The 17620-nt window shown below is 63.9% G+C and carries 16 protein-coding genes; 7 read left to right on the top strand and 9 right to left on the bottom strand.

Translation table 11 applies throughout. The annotated features are described in order from the left end of the window. Positions 1 to 160: 160 nt before the first annotated feature. The 7 genes from AWB70_RS14130 to AWB70_RS14100 all read left to right on the top strand — a co-directional run bounded on the left by AWB70_RS14130 (position 161) and on the right by AWB70_RS14100 (position 8412). Entirely contained in the window at positions 161 to 2785 is a 2625-nt protein-coding gene (locus AWB70_RS14130; RefSeq protein ID WP_053571482.1) for a PAS domain-containing hybrid sensor histidine kinase/response regulator, read from the top strand. Positions 2786 to 2833: 48 nt separating this feature from the next. Beyond that, the gene (locus tag AWB70_RS14125) at positions 2834 to 3421 is read left to right on the top strand and encodes a peroxidase-related enzyme (RefSeq protein ID WP_053571483.1); all 588 of its coding nucleotides are present in this window, start codon (positions 2834 to 2836) and stop codon (positions 3419 to 3421) included. Positions 3422 to 3427: 6 nt separating this feature from the next. Continuing rightward, positions 3428 to 4321, top strand: a complete 894-nt coding sequence (locus tag AWB70_RS14120) for a LysR substrate-binding domain-containing protein (protein WP_053571484.1) — start codon at positions 3428 to 3430, stop codon at positions 4319 to 4321. A gap of 92 nt (positions 4322 to 4413) precedes the next feature. Then, positions 4414 to 5163 carry an SDR family NAD(P)-dependent oxidoreductase gene (locus AWB70_RS14115; RefSeq protein WP_053571485.1) on the top strand — a complete coding sequence of 250 codons (750 nt, stop codon included), beginning with the start codon at positions 4414 to 4416 and terminating at the stop codon, positions 5161 to 5163. A gap of 68 nt (positions 5164 to 5231) precedes the next feature. Further along, the gene (locus tag AWB70_RS14110) at positions 5232 to 6560 is read left to right on the top strand and encodes an MFS transporter (RefSeq protein WP_014252519.1); all 1329 of its coding nucleotides are present in this window, start codon (positions 5232 to 5234) and stop codon (positions 6558 to 6560) included. A 29-nt stretch (positions 6561 to 6589) separates the two neighbouring features. Further along, on the top strand, positions 6590 to 7432 hold the full coding sequence (locus AWB70_RS14105; protein WP_053571486.1) for a transketolase: 843 nt from the start codon (positions 6590 to 6592) through the stop codon (positions 7430 to 7432). Further along, positions 7429 to 8412 carry a transketolase family protein gene (locus AWB70_RS14100; RefSeq protein WP_053571487.1) on the top strand — a complete coding sequence of 328 codons (984 nt, stop codon included), beginning with the start codon at positions 7429 to 7431 and terminating at the stop codon, positions 8410 to 8412. The genes AWB70_RS14105 and AWB70_RS14100 overlap by 4 nt, the downstream gene beginning before the upstream one ends. Positions 8413 to 8464: 52 nt before the next feature. On the opposite strand, the gene AWB70_RS14095 is transcribed toward AWB70_RS14100, so the two are convergent. The 9 genes from AWB70_RS14095 to AWB70_RS14055 all read right to left on the bottom strand — a co-directional run bounded on the left by AWB70_RS14095 (position 8465) and on the right by AWB70_RS14055 (position 17613). Continuing rightward, positions 8465 to 9040, bottom strand: a complete 576-nt coding sequence (locus AWB70_RS14095) for a DUF2894 domain-containing protein (RefSeq protein ID WP_053571488.1) — start codon at positions 9038 to 9040, stop codon at positions 8465 to 8467. Next, positions 9033 to 9680 (bottom strand): OmpA family protein, encoded by a 648-nt coding sequence (locus AWB70_RS14090; RefSeq protein ID WP_053571489.1) that lies wholly within the window; start codon positions 9678 to 9680, stop codon positions 9033 to 9035. The genes AWB70_RS14095 and AWB70_RS14090 overlap by 8 nt, the downstream gene beginning before the upstream one ends. Beyond that, the gene (locus AWB70_RS14085) at positions 9677 to 11890 is read right to left on the bottom strand and encodes a DUF802 domain-containing protein (protein WP_053571490.1); all 2214 of its coding nucleotides are present in this window, start codon (positions 11888 to 11890) and stop codon (positions 9677 to 9679) included. The genes AWB70_RS14090 and AWB70_RS14085 overlap by 4 nt, the downstream gene beginning before the upstream one ends. 10 nt (positions 11891 to 11900) lie before the next feature. Next, entirely contained in the window at positions 11901 to 12596 is a 696-nt protein-coding gene (locus AWB70_RS14080; protein WP_053571491.1) for a DUF3348 domain-containing protein, read from the bottom strand. Between the two features lie 76 nt (positions 12597 to 12672). Next, on the bottom strand, positions 12673 to 13758 hold the full coding sequence (locus tag AWB70_RS14075) for a linear amide C-N hydrolase (protein WP_041733432.1): 1086 nt from the start codon (positions 13756 to 13758) through the stop codon (positions 12673 to 12675). Positions 13759 to 13923: 165 nt separating this feature from the next. After that, positions 13924 to 15387, bottom strand: coding sequence for an alkaline phosphatase family protein (locus AWB70_RS14070; protein ID WP_053571492.1), 1464 nt, complete (start codon positions 15385 to 15387; stop codon positions 13924 to 13926). Positions 15388 to 15539: 152 nt separating this feature from the next. After that, the gene (locus AWB70_RS14065; RefSeq protein WP_014252528.1) at positions 15540 to 15911 is read right to left on the bottom strand and encodes a GFA family protein; all 372 of its coding nucleotides are present in this window, start codon (positions 15909 to 15911) and stop codon (positions 15540 to 15542) included. Between the two features lie 28 nt (positions 15912 to 15939). After that, on the bottom strand, positions 15940 to 16332 hold the full coding sequence (locus AWB70_RS14060) for a tautomerase family protein (RefSeq protein WP_053571493.1): 393 nt from the start codon (positions 16330 to 16332) through the stop codon (positions 15940 to 15942). Positions 16333 to 16446: 114 nt separating this feature from the next. Beyond that, positions 16447 to 17613 (bottom strand): ABC transporter permease, encoded by a 1167-nt coding sequence (locus tag AWB70_RS14055; RefSeq protein WP_053571494.1) that lies wholly within the window; start codon positions 17611 to 17613, stop codon positions 16447 to 16449. Between the last annotated feature and the right edge of the window lie 7 nt (positions 17614 to 17620).

The raw sequence follows: 17620 nt of genomic DNA, 5'->3' as shown, positions 1-17620 counted from the left end.
ATTCATTAGAAGAATCGCGATTCGCGGCGCACGACGCGAATCGCGATGCCGTATCGCGGTTTTATAGATGCACTTTGTTGTATGGTATCCCTAAGCTATCGCAGCCGACGATGCCGCGCCGGGCGACGCGTCTCGCCCGCATAAGGAAGCAAGGACGCTCATGCACGATCCCGCCCATTTCCTGCCATCGTTCGTGTGGCGCGCGGCGCGCGACGGCGTGATTCAGTATGCGAACCCTTGGGCGTGCCGCTATCTCGGCGTCCCTTTTCCCGAGCTCGTCGGCCAGCACTGGAAAGCTTTTGTCCACCCCGACGATATTCAGCCTGTTCTCGACGCATTGCGCCAGATGAGCGGCGGCACGCTGCTGCGCAATGTCGATGTGCGCCTGCTGCGCAACGATGCCGCATTCCGCTGGCATACGCTGCATCTACAGGCACGGCGCGACGAAGAAGGCAACATCGCCGATACGGTCGGCGTCGCAATCGATATCCACGAGTGCCGTCACGCATGGGAGATGTACGAGGCGAGCGAGCGGCGTCTGCAGGCGGCTTTCGCGGGCGCACGCATGGGCGCGTGGGAATGGGACATGAAAACGCGCGTCGTGCGCATGACCGCGCAGACCGCCGCGCTCTATTCCTTTGCATCGGGCACCGAAGCCGTGCTGCTCTCGGAGCTATGGGACCGCGTCGCGCCGGAATATCGCGAGCCGTTTCAACGCAAGCTCACCGAGGCATTGCGCGATGGCGGTCCGTTCGAATTCGATTTCGTGCTCGAAGGCGATCAGGGCACACGCCGCTGGCTGCGCATGCGCGGGCATCCCGAGTTCGACCGGCATGGCGTGCTCACGCGCGTCTATGGCGTGAGCTTCGATATCAGCGCGCAACGGGCCGACGAAGAGCGTTTGAGCCTTTCTGAACGGCGTTATCGCGCGCTGGTCGAGACGACGGGCGCGCTCGTCTGGTCCGCCAATGCGAACGGCGAGATCCTTCCTTCGGGCGGCGAATGGGAGCAGTTCACGGGCACGCCGGCCGACGTGTTATCCGGGTGGGGCTGGCTCGACTACATCCATCCCGACGATCGCGAGCGCACCCATCAGGCATGGCTCGAGGCATTGCGCGAAGGCACTGCGCGCACGCTCACCTTTCGCATGTACCGGCGCGATGGCGTCTATCGCAGGGTCGAGGCGCATGCCGCGCCGCTCTACGACGACAAGGGCTGCCTGCAGGAATGGTTCGGCACGACGACCGATGTGACGCCGCGCTATGAAGCCCAGGCCGCGATCGAAGCGCGCAGCCTGCGCCTGACCGTTGCGATGCAGGCCGCGAACATTCACATCGCATCGCTCGAACTCGCTACATGGACGCTCTCGCTCGAAACCGGCGGCGAGCGTCAGATTGCCGAGACGCTCAGCTATGAAGCGGCGCTCGCGCGCGTGCATCCCGACGACAGCGCGACGCTCGACCGCTACGTGCGCAGCCTCGCGCATGGCGACGACCCGGATGGGCACTTCGAATTCCGCGTGCGCAACCGGCATGGCGAGCAGTGGATGCAAGGCAGCGCCCTGCTTCAGCGCAACAAGGAAGGCGAACCGTTGCGCATCATCGGCAGCGTGATCGATATCACCGAGCGCAAGCACATGGAACTCGTGCTGCGCGAAGCGGGACGCCGCAAGGACGAGTTCCTCGCCATGCTCGCGCACGAGCTGCGCAATCCGCTCGCGCCGCTGCGCACGGCCATTGCGCTATTGCAGAAGGACCGGGAGCAGAAGGATGGGGACGGCGAGACGCAACTGCGTGAGCTCATCGATCTGATGCGCAGACAAGTGGAGCACATGACGCGCATCGTCGACGACCTGCTCGAAGTGTCGCGCATCACGCAGGGACGCATTGCGCTGCAACTGGAACCGATACTCGTCGGCACGGCGGTCTATCACGCGGTCGAAGCAATCGCGGGCATGGTCGAATCACGCTCGCAGAACATCCAGGTCGATGTATCCGATGCGACCACCTGGGTCTGCGGCGATCCCACGCGGCTCTCGCAGATCCTCGTGAACGTGCTCAACAACGCGAGCAAGTACACGCCGGAGGAAGGCCGCATCACCGTGAGCGTGCAGGCGGACGACGGATGGGTTTCGATCGTCATCGCCGATACGGGCACCGGCATTTCCGCGGACCTGCTGCCGAAAGTCTTCGAGCTCTTCTCGCAAGGCGAGCGCACGCTCGACCGCTCGAACGGCGGCCTGGGCATCGGGCTTTCGCTCGTGAAAAAGCTCGTGGAAATGCACAAAGGCACGATCACCGTGCAAAGCGCCGGGCCCGGTCTCGGCACGACCGTGACCGTACGCTTGCCGCGTCTGCATCATCATGAACGGCATTCGGCGCTCGCGCTGTCGGAGACGAGCCTGCGCGAGGCGCGCACGGCGCTGCGCATTCTCGTCGTGGACGATAACCGCGACGCCGCCGATTCGCTCGCGATGCTGTGCGAGTCGGAAGGCCATGTGGCGCGCGTCGCGTATTCGTCGGCCGAAGCGCTGGAGTCCGCGCCTTTGCTGAAACCGGATGTGGCGCTGCTCGATATCGGCCTGCCGGATATCGACGGCTACGAACTGGCGCGGCGACTGCGCCGCAAGGGCGATACCACGCCGCTATTGATCGCGATCACCGGCTACGGACAAGCCGAAGACCGCTTGCGCGCGCAATCGGCGGGCTTCGATTATCACTTCGTGAAGCCGGTGAATGTGGACAGCCTGCTCAAGCTCTTATCGTCGCTGACGGTCACGCGCTGAACGCCGGCGCTCTACAATGAGCGTTCGATCAACGCCTTCGAGGACGTCATGACGCAACCGCCCATCAGCCGCTATCCCGTTCCCGATCCGCAAGACTGGCCCGACGATATCCGCGCGCGCATTCTCGAGGTGCAGGAAAAGGCGGGCTTCGTGCCGAACGTGTTTCTCACGCTGGCGCATCGGCCCGACGAGTTCCGCGCGTTCTTCGCCTATCACGATGCGCTGATGCTGAAAGACGGCGGCCTCTCCAAAGGGGAGCGCGAGATGATCGTCGTCGCGACGAGCGCGGTGAACGGTTGCCTGTATTGCGTCGTCGCGCACGGGGCCATTTTGCGGATCTACGAAAAGCATGCGCTAATCGCGGATCAGGTGGCGGTGAATCATCGCAAGGCGGATATCACGGCGCGTCAGAAGGCCATGCTCGACTTCGCGCTGAAGGTATGCCGCGACTCGGGCGCCGTGAACGACGACGATTTCGCCGCGCTGCATGCGCATGGTTTCAGCGATGAAGACGTGTGGGATATCGCGGCGATCACGGCGTTCTTCGGGCTCTCGAACCGCATGGCGAATGTGATCTCGATGCGCCCGAACGACGAGTTCTTCCTGATGGGGCGCGTGCCGAAGGCGCCGAAGTAAGCATCCATGCGCCTTCCCCCGCTGAAATCCATCATCGCGTTCGAAAGCGTCGCGCGCACCAAGAGCGTCAATCGCGCCGCCGACGAACTCGGCCTCACGCCTTCCGCGGTCAGTCATCAACTGGCGAATCTGGAAAGCATCGTGGGGCGCCCGCTGTTCACGCGGCTCGGCCGCGGCCTGGTGCTCACGCCGACCGGCACGCAATATCTCTCCGATGTCACCGGCGCGCTCGCCGAACTGAATCGCGCGACCGAGCGCGCATCGAGCGAAACATCGATCGAAATACTGCGGATTCATTCGAGCCCGAGCTTCGGCCTCATGTGGCTGCTGCCGCGTCTCGCCGCGTTTCAGGAAGCGAACGGCGACATTCAGATGAACCTCGCCTGCTCGTATGAAGACGTGTCGTTCACCTCGGGCTATTACGACATCGACGTGCGTCACGGCTATGCGCACTGGACCGATGTCGAAGTCAAAACGCTGCGTCACGAAACCATCGCGCCGCTCGCCTCGCGCGCGTATCTGGAGCGGTGTCCCGTGTCCGCGCCGGAGGATCTTCTCGAACGCCGCCTGATCTTTTCCGAATCGCCGCTCGTTCAATGGCAGCAATGGTTCGGCAAATTCGGCGTGGCCGTGAAGCGCAAGGCATTCGACTTTGCATTCGACCGCTCGTACATGTCGCTCGAAGCGGCGGCGCTCGGTCACGGCATCGCGCTCGAAAGCACGATGCTCGCCTCGGTGCATCTGGAACGCGGTTCGCTGGTGCCGGTATTCGGCAAGGACTACGCGGTCGAAGTCGGCGCGCATCATCTGGTTTACCCGAGCCAGAACGCGGGATTGCCGCGCGTGGCGAAGTTTCTCGCGTGGATGGACCGGCAAATCGAGCGCCGCGCCGATACCTGAAAATTTCTCAGCAATAGTTGAACCAAACTGCGTTGATCGTCAGGTCAAAGGCGAAGACACTGCCACTACACCAGACACCAACGGAGACAACGATGTTGCTCGAGAATCAGGTAGTGATCGTCACGGGCGCAGCTTCGGCGCGCGGCATCGGCAAGGCAACGGCAAAAGCGCTTGCCGCCCAGGGCGCGCGCATCGTCGTGCTGGACCTGAAGCAAGCGGACGCGCAAGCCGCCGCGAACGATCTGGGCGAAGGCCATCTCGGTCTAGCCTGCGACGTGACCGATAAAGCCGCATGCGTCGCCGCCGCTCACGCGACGATCGAACAGTACGGGCGCATCGATGCGCTCATCAACAATGCGGGCATCACGCAGCCCATCAAGACGCTGGAAATCGGCGCGGATAACTTCGATGCCGTCATCGGCGTGAATCTGCGCGGCACGCTGTATATGTCGCAGGCGGTCATTCCGCAGATGAAAAAGCAAAAGCGCGGCAGCATCGTGTGCATGTCGTCGGTGTCGGCGCAGCGCGGCGGCGGGATTTTCGGCGGGCCGCATTACAGCGCAGCCAAGGCCGGCGTACTCGGTCTCGCCAAAGCCATGGCGCGTGAATTCGGCGGCGACGGCATCCGCGTCAATTCCATCACGCCGGGTCTGATTCAAACCGATATCACCGGCGACAAGCTCACGCCCGAGATGCGCGCGGACATCATCAAGGGCATTCCGCTCGCCCGGCTCGGCGATGCCGCGGATATCGCCAATGCATGCCTCTTCCTTTCGAGCGAGCTGTCGTCGTATCTCACCGGCGTCACGCTCGACGTCAACGGCGGCATGTTGATTCACTGATCGCAGCACCGAGGCGCACTCGGAAAACCGGGGCGCCGCACCATCGACATGGCAGGAGACAAGCAATCATGAAATCCAAGTTGGCCGCATCGACGGCAACGGCCGAGTTCGCCTCGTCCGCGGAAGCTACGAGCTTCGAATCGAAGACCTATGCCAAGGTCGGACGCCGGCTCATTCCCTTTCTGATGCTGTGCTATCTCGGCGCGTATCTCGACCGCGTGAATGTCGGCTTCGCCAAGCTGCAGATGCTCAACGATCTGCGCTTCTCCGAAACCGTCTACGGCATCGGCGCAGGCATCTTCTTTCTCGGCTACTTCCTGTTCGAAGTGCCCAGCAACGTGATCCTGCATAAAGTCGGCGCACGCAACTGGCTCGCACGCATCATGCTCACGTGGGCCGTGATCTCGGCGAGCTTCGTGTTCGTCAAGTCGCCCACGATGTTCTATGTGCTGCGCTTTCTGCTCGGCGTCGCCGAAGCGGGCTTCGCGCCCGGCGTGATTCTCTATCTCACGTACTGGTTTCCCGCCGCGCGCCGCGCCAAAGCGCTTTCGCTCTTCTTCATGGCGATTCCGCTCGCGGGCATCGTCGGCGGGCCGCTTTCCGGCTACATCATGCATGCGTTCCAGAACGTGCACGGGCTCGCCGGATGGAAGTGGCTCTTCATGCTCGAAGCCTTGCCCTCGCTCTTTCTCGGCGTCGCGATCCTGTTCTATCTCGACAATGGCATCGCGGGTGCGAAGTGGCTCACCGATGCGGAAAAGGCGCTGCTCGCCCGCAACGTCGAGAAAGACAACGCGCAGACGGTCGAACACGTATCGATCCGTTCGTTCATCGGCGATCGTCGTCTGTGGCTGATGGCCGCGATCTACTTCTGCGTCGTGCTGGGTCAATATGGCCTGACCTTCTGGCTGCCGACGATCATCCGCCGCACTGGTGTAGCGGACCCGCTGTGGGTCGGCATTCTCACCGCGATTCCGTATCTCTGCGCCATCGTCGCCCTGCCGCTGATCGGCGCAAGCGCGGACAAGCGCCGCGAACGCCGCCTTCATCTCGCGATTCCGATGCTCATCTCCGCAGCCGGCTTCGCCACCTTGCCGATGCTCGGCAGCGTGGGCGCCTCGATTGTCTGCGTGAGCGTCGCGGCGGCGGGCATTCTCGCGTCGTCGTCGCAATTCTGGTCGTTGCCTACCGCGGTGCTCGGCGGCATGTCGGCGGCGGCGGGCATCGCGGCGGTGAACTGCTTCGCCAATCTCGCGGGCTTCTTCTCGCCGGCGATCGTCGGCTGGCTCAATGACTTCACGGGCAAATCGACCGCGGGTCTGATCTTCATCTCGCTGGCCGTCGTACTGGGTGCGGCGCTCGTGTTCTTCGTACCGGCCAAGACGGTCAATCGCTGAATCCAATCCACTACTCAAGGAGACAACACATGAGTACTCCCGTCATCGAGGAGGTGACGCTCGCCGAGCGCGCCTACCGCATTCGCCGCAACGCGCTTCTGATGGGCGAAGTGCAAGGCCAGGGCTATATCGGCCAGGCGCTCGATATCGCCGACGTGCTGGCCGTCGCGTACTTCGGCGCGATGAACTACCGCCCCGACGATCCCGAATGGGAAGAACGCGACCGCTTCCTGCTCTCGAACGGCCACTACGCAATCGCGCTGTACGCCGCGCTCTTCGAAGCCGGCATCCTGCCGCAGGAAGAACTCGAAACCTACGGCAGCGACGACAGCCGCCTGCCCATGTCCGGCATGGCGAGCTACACGCCCGGCATGGAAATGTCCGGCGGCTCGCTGGGGCAAGGTCTCACGATTGCGGTCGGCCGCTGTCTCGGCCTCAAGCGCAAGGGTTCGAAGTCCTTCGTCTACACGCTCTTCTCCGATGGCGAGCTCGACGAAGGCTCGATCTGGGAAGGCCTCATGTCGGCGGCGCACTGGAAGCTCGATAACCTCATCGCGATGATCGACGTGAACAATCAGCAAGCCGATGGCCCTTCGACGCAGATCATGGCGTTCGAGCCGCTCGTCGAGAAACTCGAAGCCTTCGGCTGGTACACGCAGCGCGTGAACGGCAACGATATCGACGCCGTGAAGCAGGCCTTCGACAACGCGCGCAATCTGAAGGAAGCGAAGCCGCGCATCATCGTGTGCGATACGAAGATGGGCTGCGGCGTGCCCTTCCTCGAACAGCGCGAGAAAAACCATTTCATCCGCGTCGATGCCCACGAATGGCAACTGGCGCTCGAAGCACTCGAAGCAGGGAGACAAGCATGAGCACGCGCCTCAAGACATCGGCGATGATCGCATCGATCGCAAGCGAAGGACAGGTCACGCGTTCCGCGCCGTTCGGCCATGCACTGGTCGAGCTTGCGCGTAAGAAGAGCAACGTCATCGGCATGACGGCCGATCTCGGCAAGTACACGGACCTGCATATCTTCGCGAAGGAATTTCCCGAGCGTTACTATCAGATGGGCATGGCCGAGCAATTGCTGATGGGCGCGGCCGCGGGCTTCGCGCATGAAGGCGCGCAACCGTTCGTTACGACCTATGCGGTGTTCGCGACGCGACGCGCGTACGACTTCATCCATCAGACGATCGCCGAAGACAATCTCGATGTGAAGATCGTCGCGGCGTTGCCCGGGCTCACGACCGGTTATGGCCCGAGCCATCAGGCCGCGGAAGACCTCGCGCTGATGCGCGCGATGCCGAACATGACGGTGATCGATCCGTGCGATGCGCTCGATATCGAGCAGATGGTGCCCGCGATTGCCGCGCATAAGGGCCCGGTGTATGCGCGCCTGTTGCGCGGCAACGTGCCCGCCGTGCTCGACGAATACGACTACCAGTTCGAACTCGGCCGGGCAAAGCTGCTGCGCGACGGCCGCGACGTGCTCATCATTTCATCCGGAATCCTGACGATGCGCGCGCTCGAAACCGCCAAGGCGCTGCAGGCCGATAACGTCGATGTCGCCGTGCTGCACGCACCGACGATCAAGCCGCTCGATACCGAAACGATCATCCGCGAGGCGAAGCGTTCGGGCCGTCTCGTCGTGGTGGCGGAAAATCATACGACGATCGGCGGGCTGGGTGAAGCAGTCGCGACCGCGCTGCTGACGGCGGGCGTCACGCCGACGTATCGCCAGATTGCACTGCCGGATGCCTTCCTCGATGCGGGCGCCCTGCCCACCTTGCACGATCGCTATGGCATTTCGACGAACGTGATGGCGAGCACGATCAAAGGCTGGCTGGCGTAATAACGCCACTGCGCCGTTGCGCCGCGCGATGGCACGCATCGCGCGGCGCGTTCTATTTCTTTCTGCGTCCGCCCTTCTTCGCGTTCGACGCCTCTTTCGATACGGCCGTGACGGGACCGTTCATCGCTTCCATCCATGAAAGCGCATCGATGTACGAGAGGAATTGCTGAAGATACGCCGGCGATAGCTCGCGCATGAGCGAGAGCGAACGATGCACGAGACTGCTGGAATTGAGCGGGCCCGCGTTCTTCGGCACCTGCGCGAACGAATCGCGCCACTGCTTCTCCGCGCTGACCTTCGACCACACCGCGCGAAAGTAATCGAGCAATTCCGCATGCGCCGCCGGGTTCATCGCCGATTGCTTCGCGATGTCGTCGACGAGTGCGGCAAGCGGACCGCGCGGCACCTCTTTAGTCGCGATAGGCACGTTCATCGCATCGATATCGCGCCGGTACGCATCGAGCAATTGCGCGATCCGTTCGTCGATCATGCGACGCGCTTCGCCTTCATGCGCCGCCGCGCGCCGGTCCAGCGCATCGATGAGATGAAAGCGCACGGGATTCGCGCGATCGTCGCCGTTCGCGCGCCACGCGTCGAGCATCGCGCGCGCGGATGCCGCGTTATTCATGAGCCTTCGCGACGCCGTTCGTCGGCCGCGGCACGGCCGAAATCTCGACGCGCCGGTTCTTCGCGCGCCCTTCTTCGTCCGCGTTGGAACTCACGGGCTGCTCGGAGCCGAAGGCCGCCGCGAACACCGATGGCGACGGCACGCCCGCATCGATCAGCGCGCGCGTCACCGTCAATGCGCGTTTCGCGGAGAGCTCCCAGTTGTCCGCGAAACGGCGGTTGTTCTCGTGGACCTGCTGATCGTCCGCGAAACCGCTCACCATGAGAATCTCTTCATGCGCGCGAAGATACGTGGACAGCGGTCCGGCCAGGCTCTTCAGCACGTCGCGGCCCTGCGGCTGCAACTGATCGGAATTGAGCGCGAAGAGCACGTTGCCGCTGATGCCGATGCGCCCGTTGACGAGCGTCACGCGTCCCGATGCGAGCGGCCCCGCGAGCGCCTGTTCGAGCGTCTGACGGCGCTGCGTTTCTTCCTGCCGGTGCTTCACTTCTTCGTCGAGCTTGGTCTCGAGCTGCAACTGCACGCCGATGACGCCGACGAGGATCAGCACGAACGCGCCCAGCAGCACCGACATCAGATCGGCGAATGCGGCCCAGATCGGTGCGGCGTATTCGGTGCCGCCGTCGATGTCCTCGTTCATGCCGCCCGTGCTCCGGCCACGCGCTGACCCGCGAGATGCTGCAAGTCCTCGACGATCTGCTTCTGCGACAGCATGCTCAGATCGATGACTTCCTTCGCCTGCGCGACGTAATACGCGAGTTGCTCATCGCTGCGTGCAAGCGATTTGCCGAGCGCGCTTTCGATGCGCTCCAGATGCGCGACGAGCTTGTCGTTCGATTCACCGAAGGCCTGCACCGCCGCGCCAAACGCATCCGACAGGCTCGCCGTTTCGACCGCGCTCGCCGTCACCTGCGCGGCCATCGCGTTGAGCTTGCCGGCTTCGGATTCGACCGTGCCCGTGAACTGAGTGCCGACACGTTCGAGCACGGTCGAGGAAGATTCGACCAGTGCGTCGATGGCGGCACGCTGCTCGTTCGATGCGTGATTCACCGCATCGAGCAGGGTTTCGACCGTCGCCAGCAGACGACTGCGTTCTTCGAGCATCGCGGTATCGCGCACCATCGAATCGGAGAGCTTCTGACGCATTTCGGCGACGACTTCGGCCGCCGCTTTCGGCGCCTCCGACGCAGCCTGCACGAGACGCCCGATCTCCGCCATGGTCGCGCTCGCGTGCGCCTGCGATTGCGCGGACATGTCGCGCGCGGTTTGCGCGAGCGCGTCGCAGATCTCTTTCTGACGATCCGCCGTCGCCGCGCTCGCTGCCTGCCAGTGCTCGCGCAGCGACGCGGCCATCGTGTCGAGCGTATCGCTCCATGCATCGAGACGCGCTTCGCTGCGCTGATCGACCGATTGCACGAGCGCTGCCGCGTGTTCTTCGAAGCTCGCCACCGCCGCCGTCAGTGCACCTTGGTTCTGCGCGGCTGTCTGCTCGCTGGCGCGCACGTGCTGGGCGAGCGCATCGGTCCAGGCGTGCGACATGCTGCCCGTCGCCGCTTCGAGACGGCTCGAGACGCCATCGATCAGGCCGGAAGAACGCGCATCGAAAGTCTGCGCGAAGCGATCCAGCGACGCCTCCATGCGCACGACGAGCGCATCGTTCGATTGCCCGTGTTTCGCAACCGACGACTCCAGCCCGCTCGACACGCGCTCCATCTGCGCGGACACGCCATCGACGAGACTCGCCGCACGCTGATCGAAGGCCTGCGCGAAACGATCGAGCGATGCGCCCATCTCGCCGGCGAGCGCCGCGTTCGACTGCGCATGCTCCGCAACCGATGCGTTCCAGATCTCCGCGACCTTCGCCGAAGACGCCTCGAATCCGCTCGACAGCCCTTCGAGTTGTTGCGTGACCGCCTGTTCGACGTTGCCGTGCAAAGCGCTGACTTCGCGCGCGATGCCGTCCATCGTCGTCTGCATGATGGGCTGGAGCGCGGCGCTCGCGGCCCGCGCGCTGTCCGCGACGCTCTGCTTCAGGGACAACTCGACCGAGGTCGCGAGCCGCCGGTAAGCCGTCTCCGTCTTCGCGTGGAACGCATCCTGATTCGCGAGTTGCCGCTCGTTCGCGGCAAGGCTTTGCTGCTCGATCGCGAGCGTCATCGACTGAAGGCGATCGACGAGCTTGGGCATCAGTTCCGTCTGGAGCCGAAGCATCTTGAACGTCTCTTCGCGCTGATGCGCCTGCGTGAAGACACGCAGCGTGCCCGCGATTTTCGCGTCGAGTTGCTGCGTTACATGCAGACGGTCGCGCCGGCACAAGGTGGACAAGAGGCCGAGCATCGCGGAGCCCGCGACGCCCGCGATCGACGTGCCGAACGCGAAGCCGAGACCCGTGACCGGCGCGGCGAGCGATGCGCGGATCGCCGTGAGGTCCGATGCGCTCTGCAGCGCGGTGCCCGTGCCGCGCAAGGTCGCGACCATGCCGAGCAGCGTGCCGAGCATGCCCAGCAACACCAGCAGGCCGACGAGATACGGCGCGAGCGCCGGACCGGGCAAGGCCGCGCGTTCGCCTTCGATTCGCAGGCGCACCGCATTGCGCAGGCTCGGATGCAGCGTATCGAGCCACACGGCGAGGCTGCGCGGCGCGCTCGCGAGTTGCGCGATGGCCTGCTCCAGCGTGCCGGTGATCTGGTGAAAGCGGCGCAGTTCGGCCGCGCCCGCGAGATAGCATGCGGCGATCACGACGCTGACGGCGAACGCGACCGCATTCGAGCCGATATAAGCGATACCGATGCCGCAGATCGCGGCGAGACCAATCGAGAAGACGGCGATGTTCAATAGATTTCGGGGCATAGCGAGCCAGTTAGCGGGTGCGAAGAGCCGCGAGCAAGCCTTCGATCGGTTGAAAACGAACATCCAGTTCGGCGAGCACGACGCTTTGCAGATCCTTGCGGAACACGTCGAGCCACGCGCCGGGCGCGGATGTCTCCGCTGAAGCGTGCGCGTGCTTCAGGCGCTCGAAATGCTTGCCGAGCAGCGCGGGCACATTCGCGAGCAGAGCACGCTCGCGCGCGCTCAGTGCCTGTTCCATCACGGCATCGACGACGGCGAGACGCGCCATCTCGGGCGATCTCGCCGCGAGCATCGATCTGAGACGCGTGCGCAGCGCGCCGATATCGGTGTCCATGGCTTGCTGCAGGGACACATAGCGCTGACGGAAGTCCGCGAAATCGGCGTCAGGCTGATCCGCTGCCGGCTGCACGGCGGCGCGATGCCTGCGGCGCGCGGCCGCATCTTCGCGCGCGAGCGCGCCGGCGAGCGATGTCCGCACGCGCGCGCACTCGTCTTCCACGTTGCGCGCGGCGGATCGCGCGCCGGAGACGGCGGGCGGATCGGTCGCGAGCGCGGTCGAGAGCGCGATCGCATCGGTCCAGCCGAGCCATTGGCTCAGACGGTCCGACAGCGATTGAGCGGGTTCTTGTACGTCGAGATCGGCAAAATGTGCCAGCAGGCGAACGAGCGCCGGGCCGCTGAATGCCGTGCGCTTCGAGCCTTGCACAGGTTCCCCGGGGGCAAAAGCTCGCTATTTTACCTGCGCGGGCGAGGTCGATGCCCCGTTTCGTTTCGATAGCCCTTCAAGGCGCCTTCGCGGGCATGAACGCGAACGCGGGCGTGGCGACGAAATTGCCCGCTGTTTCGCCGGAAAAAACCTGCCCCGCATCGATCGTGAGCTTCATCACCGGCGCGCCCGGATTCAGGTTGAGCTTCTTGAGCGAGACCCAGAACGTATCGGGCCGCGTCGCCGAATCGAAGTAATAGATCATGTTCTGCTGATCCGAGACCGTGCGCCATATCGTCGAAGAAAGATTCGGCTGCTCCGGCGTGCTGATGCCAAGCGGCACGCTCACCGACCGCATCACGCTCATCACGCTCGCCACGGCCTGAAACGAATACGAGCCCTGCGGCACGCCCGCCATGTAGTTCGGATCGGCCTGCTTCGGGATGGCGTCGAGCAGAAAGGACGCGCGCACGAAGCGGTCCGCCGCGCGGTTCGTGCCCGGCAGGAAGCCCAGGCCGCCGACGCTCTTCCAGTACGTATCGATCGCGAGTTGCTCGTCGTAGATGGGCGAGTTCGTCATGACCTTGTACTTCTTGCCCTGATGGATGATCAGCTTGCCGTTGATGTATTCGAAGATCGCGGAATCGCCGCGCGCATCCGACAAGGACAGGTGAATGGTCAGCGGCTTGCCGTTGGGCAGCGGCGGCGCGATGATCTGGAACGGCTCGCGCGACATCACGTAGACCGCTTGCCCGACGGTCGCGAAGTTATCGAGCGCGTATTGCGCCCACAGGCTGATCGACATCGGATCGCGCTTGGGATCGGGCTTGCCGTAGTCGGTCTCCGCGAGATAAAGCGCATTGGCGACGAGCCCGCGTTCGTTCATGCCGTCCACCGTGCCGATCTCATAGCCCGATACCACGACACTGCCGTACTTCGACTTCCACTTGATCGAGCGCGGGCCCGCGTTACCGTCGCGATCGATCCCCGCGGGCATCACCCAGAGATTCGAGCGCATGTCTTCGGACCAGTCCATCGTGCGGCCCGTTATCACGAGGCCCTTGTCGCCGACGTACAGCGCGCGCGTGCAAGCGAGCGCGAGCGACGTCGAGAGCAGTGCGAGGGCGACGATGCATGCGAGCTTTCGGGCCAGTCGGGTCATGTCATGTTTCCTCATCGTGTATCGCGACGCCTTCGTGTCTTCGTGTCTCTGGACGCGAAGGCCCCCTCACCAATAGGGCAATGCCGCGGCTTTGTAAAGGCGCGCGGCGCGTCTAATGCGGGGCTTTATTTCCAATCGCCGATGTGAGAGGGAGCGCGCGCCGTGTCAGGAAGGAAAGCCCAGCACGGTCGCCTTGGCGCGCAGATCGGTGAAGCGCCCGCCCGGCGTCGGCGTTTGCGACGCGCCTTCGGCAGCCTTCGCGGTCCGCGATTTGTCGATGGCGCCGAGGCCCGTTCCGACCGAGGGCGTGTTCGAGCATTCGAGACCGAACGGACCCGGCGGCACCGCGAGCGCGGGCGCATCGGCGCGCGGCGCAGCGCTCAGATCGAGCGCATAGGCCATGTTGAACGTGGTCGGATCGCTTGCCCGCACGCCCAGCGGATCGAGCCCGAAGCGCCATGCGAGCAGTTGATGGATCGAGCTCGGATCGAACGGATAGCGCGCCACGTTATTCGCCGGCACGCGTGGGCCTAGCAGCATGCAGGGCACGCGAAAGCCGAGACGCCCGTCGTTGCCGAGCTTCTGTTCCGCCGCCGAAAGCGACTTGACCGGCGGCGCGACGTGCTCGAAGAAGCCGCCCCACTCGTCGTAGACGACGATCAAGAGCGTCGTGCTCCAGTTCGGGCTCGTGCGCAGCGCTTCGTAGATCTGCCCGAGCAGCGCCTGGCCGTTGCGCACGTCGGCATGCGGATGATCGTCGTTGGACGTGCCGTTCGCTTCGCCGCCGAAACTCGGATCGACCATGCAGAAGGACGGCAGATTGCCGCCGGCCGCATCGGAAAGAAAATCGGAAAAGAGCTTCGAGCGGCCCACATAACGCGTGCCGTACAGCGCGGTGAACGGCACGTCGTGAAAGTAGTATTTCGACGAGATGTTCTTCGCATCGAGCCGGTCCCAGATCGTCGAGAGCGACGAGGTATCGATCGTGTCGCTCAGGCGGTCCGTCTCGCCGCTATGCAGATAGATGCGGTTCGGAAACGTGTCCGCGAGAATCCCGCTCATGTAGTAATCGCAGACGGTGTATTGCGCGACCGCCTGCCGATAGAACTCGAGATCGCTGTCCGTGAAATAGCCGATGGGCAAGAGGTCGCCGCGCGTCTTGTTCGTGTCGGGCGTGAGCAGAAAGCCGTTCATCGCGCCATTGGCGAGATGCGCGCGGCCCGCGTCGTACTGGTGATCGGGGTCCGCGAACTGACAGCCCTGAAAGCCGTAGGCGGCGTTGGCCGAAAGCACGAAAGTCGGATGCGTCTCGCCGAAGGCATCCGTGTACTGCCGGCCCGTCTGCCCGCCTTCCGCGCCCGGCACCCAGCCGAGCATGTGATCGAACGAGCGGTTCTCCATCGTCACGAGCACGATGTGGTCGATGCCCGAGGTCGCCGGCGCGGGCAATGCGGGGCGCGGCAGGTTCGCGCGATCGGGCGGAATATTGCCGATGGGGCTCGTCGGCGTGACGGTGCCGGAGTCGTCGTCGCTGCCGCCGCCGCACGCGGACAGCATGGCCGTGCTGGCGAGCGCGGCGAGAAGACGCCGGCGCACCGCATCGGGTTCGTTCGAGGAATGTCGGGCCATGCCGGCGCTCCGTGTGAGTGTTGTTGTCGAACGCCGTTCGTCGGCCAACGGTTGCGCTTCGGAACGCGAAGGCGAACGGCTTGGGGGTGCCGGGACATAGCACATCGCGTTCCCGGCCCCGCATTCCGTTTATTTCTCACACAGCGGCGGCGCTATTCATCCGTCACGACGGAACTGCTTGCGCCATCCGCGACGGACGACGCGAGCGCATAGGCGTTCACGCCTTCGATGCAGCCGAGGTTCACGCGCCACTCCTGCGGATTCGAACGCGTCTGGTGGAACGTGTAAATTCCACAGTGCTTGCAGAAGAAATGTTTCGCCACGCGCGTGTTGAACTGATAGAGCACGAGCGCGTCCTCGCCCGACAGAATGCGCAGCCTGTCTCGCGTGAACGGCGGCGACATCACCGCGCCGCGCCGCCGGCACAAGCTGCAATTGCAGCGCTTCGCGGGTTCGGCCGGCGTATCGGCTTCGAACGTGACTGTGCCGCAATGGCACGCACCTTTCAGGGTCGTCGGGTTCATCGTGGCTTTGTCTCCCTCCTGATTGTGTTCAGCCCGCGTCCTCCACGTACTGCGCGATGCCGCGGCCGAACGACCAGTCTTCTCGTCGATTCGGCGCCAGCGCGATCATCACGTCGTCGGGTCGCAGGCCGGGCGATGCCTCGAGCTTCGCGACCAGCGTCTTGTAGAACGCCTTCTTGGTCGCGAGGTCGCGCCAGTCGCTCGCGGTGATGTGGATGAACACGAGATCGTCGCTTCGTTCCACGCCGAGATAGGCTGGATCGTAGATGAAATCGTCGCGCTCGCGCTGTTCGATCAACTGGAAACGATCGTCGGCGGGGACTTTGAACGCTTCGACGAGCGCTTCGTGAACGCTGTTGGAAATGGCGCGGATGTGATCGCGCGGCTTGCCTTTGATGAGCGAGATTCTGACGAGCGGCATGATGCGTTTCCTTCCAGAATGAAGTTCGGGTCAGGCAACTCTACGCCGCGCCGCCCCTTCCGAATATTTGAAAGTTCGGCACGAACGATTCCAGAAAATCGAACCGTTGCGGCGTCAACGCGCGCGCAAGGCGTCGACGATATTCATCCGCGAAGCCCGCAGCGCCGGCAGAAAGCCGCCGACCAGGCCCATGACGAGCGAAAAGGCGAGTGTCCGTGCGATCACCGAAGGCGTCAGAATAAATCGGAACGAAAGATCCGCGAAGGTCTGAAAATTGGTCGTGGAAAACGACGCGAACTGCATGAGCGCGGCACAGCCGAGCCCCGCGATGCCGCCGACGAGGCCGAGCAGCAAGGCTTCGAGCAGAAACGCCCCGAGCACGTCGAAGCGCTTGAAGCCGAGCGCCCGCAAGGTCCCGATCTCCGCGACGCGATTCGCCACCGACGCGTACATCGTGATCATCGCGCCGATCATCGCCGCGATCGAGAAGATGGTCGAGAGCGTGATGCCGAGAATATTGATGAACGAGGACAGCGCCTTCGACTGATCGCCGTAAAAGACCTGTTCGCGCTTCGCCTCGTCGGCGAGACGCGGGTCCACGTCGATATCGGCGCGAAAGCGCTCGAACGCGTCGCTGCGCGCAAGGCGCACGACCATCGACGAATAACTGGTGCGCCGGAACGATTGCATCAACTGATCGACATCGCCCCAGATCTCCGAATCGAAACCGCTGCCGCCTGCGTCGAAGTGGCCCACCACGGTCCAGTCGCGCTGCGCGAAACGCAGGTGATCGCCGATGCGCGTGCCGCCAAATCCCTTCGCGATGCTGCTGCCGACGATGATCTCCGACGATCCGCTCCTGAACATGCGACCCGCCGTGAGTTGCACTTGCGGACGCAATTGCACGCCCATCGGCGAGACGCCGCGTATCACCACGTTCGCGGGCGTGTTCGTGCCGAGCTTGGTGAGCGAGATCAGCACGACGGTTTCCTTCGAGGCGAGCGGCGCGCCGTCGCCGTTCATCGCGACCGATGGATGCATCTCCATCACATTGGCCTGATTGCGGTCGATGGCGCTTTGAATCTCGGTCTCCGCGCCCTTGCGGATCACGACGACGTTATCGCGCTCGCCCGTCGAAACGAGCGTTTTCTTCAGACCCGCATCGAGCATCAGCACGGTCGCGAACACGAACACGACGAGCGCGAGCCCGCCCGCGGTGAGCATCGTCGTGAGGCGGCGCGCCCAGAGATTGCGTGCGACGTAGGAAACGGGAATCGCCATCGCGTGC

The organism is Caballeronia cordobensis, from assembly GCF_001544575.2.
Taxonomy (GTDB): Bacteria; Pseudomonadota; Gammaproteobacteria; order Burkholderiales; family Burkholderiaceae; genus Caballeronia; species Caballeronia cordobensis.
Note: the sequence above shows the minus strand (reverse complement) of the source record. Positions and strands in the feature narration are given on the sequence as shown.

What these genes read in the sequence shown, in the direction of transcription:
- AWB70_RS14095 (WP_053571488.1), bottom strand. Translation starts at nt 9,040, where the DNA reads ATGAATAACGCGGCATCCGCGCGCGCGATGCTCGACGCGTGGCGCGCG.
- AWB70_RS14085 (WP_053571490.1), bottom strand. Translation starts at nt 11,890, where the DNA reads ATGCCCCGAAATCTATTGAACATCGCCGTCTTCTCGATTGGTCTCGCC.
- AWB70_RS14115 (WP_053571485.1), top strand. Translation starts at nt 4,414, where the DNA reads ATGTTGCTCGAGAATCAGGTAGTGATCGTCACGGGCGCAGCTTCGGCG.
- AWB70_RS14075 (WP_041733432.1), bottom strand. Translation starts at nt 13,758, where the DNA reads ATGACCCGACTGGCCCGAAAGCTCGCATGCATCGTCGCCCTCGCACTG.
- AWB70_RS14100 (WP_053571487.1), top strand. Translation starts at nt 7,429, where the DNA reads ATGAGCACGCGCCTCAAGACATCGGCGATGATCGCATCGATCGCAAGC.
- AWB70_RS14125 (WP_053571483.1), top strand. Translation starts at nt 2,834, where the DNA reads ATGACGCAACCGCCCATCAGCCGCTATCCCGTTCCCGATCCGCAAGAC.
- AWB70_RS14110 (WP_014252519.1), top strand. Translation starts at nt 5,232, where the DNA reads ATGAAATCCAAGTTGGCCGCATCGACGGCAACGGCCGAGTTCGCCTCG.
- AWB70_RS14130 (WP_053571482.1), top strand. Translation starts at nt 161, where the DNA reads ATGCACGATCCCGCCCATTTCCTGCCATCGTTCGTGTGGCGCGCGGCG.
- AWB70_RS14090 (WP_053571489.1), bottom strand. Translation starts at nt 9,680, where the DNA reads ATGAACGAGGACATCGACGGCGGCACCGAATACGCCGCACCGATCTGG.
- AWB70_RS14070 (WP_053571492.1), bottom strand. Translation starts at nt 15,387, where the DNA reads ATGGCCCGACATTCCTCGAACGAACCCGATGCGGTGCGCCGGCGTCTT.
- AWB70_RS14120 (WP_053571484.1), top strand. Translation starts at nt 3,428, where the DNA reads ATGCGCCTTCCCCCGCTGAAATCCATCATCGCGTTCGAAAGCGTCGCG.
- AWB70_RS14105 (WP_053571486.1), top strand. Translation starts at nt 6,590, where the DNA reads ATGAGTACTCCCGTCATCGAGGAGGTGACGCTCGCCGAGCGCGCCTAC.
- AWB70_RS14055 (WP_053571494.1), bottom strand. Translation starts at nt 17,613, where the DNA reads ATGGCGATTCCCGTTTCCTACGTCGCACGCAATCTCTGGGCGCGCCGC.
- AWB70_RS14060 (WP_053571493.1), bottom strand. Translation starts at nt 16,332, where the DNA reads ATGCCGCTCGTCAGAATCTCGCTCATCAAAGGCAAGCCGCGCGATCAC.
- AWB70_RS14065 (WP_014252528.1), bottom strand. Translation starts at nt 15,911, where the DNA reads ATGAACCCGACGACCCTGAAAGGTGCGTGCCATTGCGGCACAGTCACG.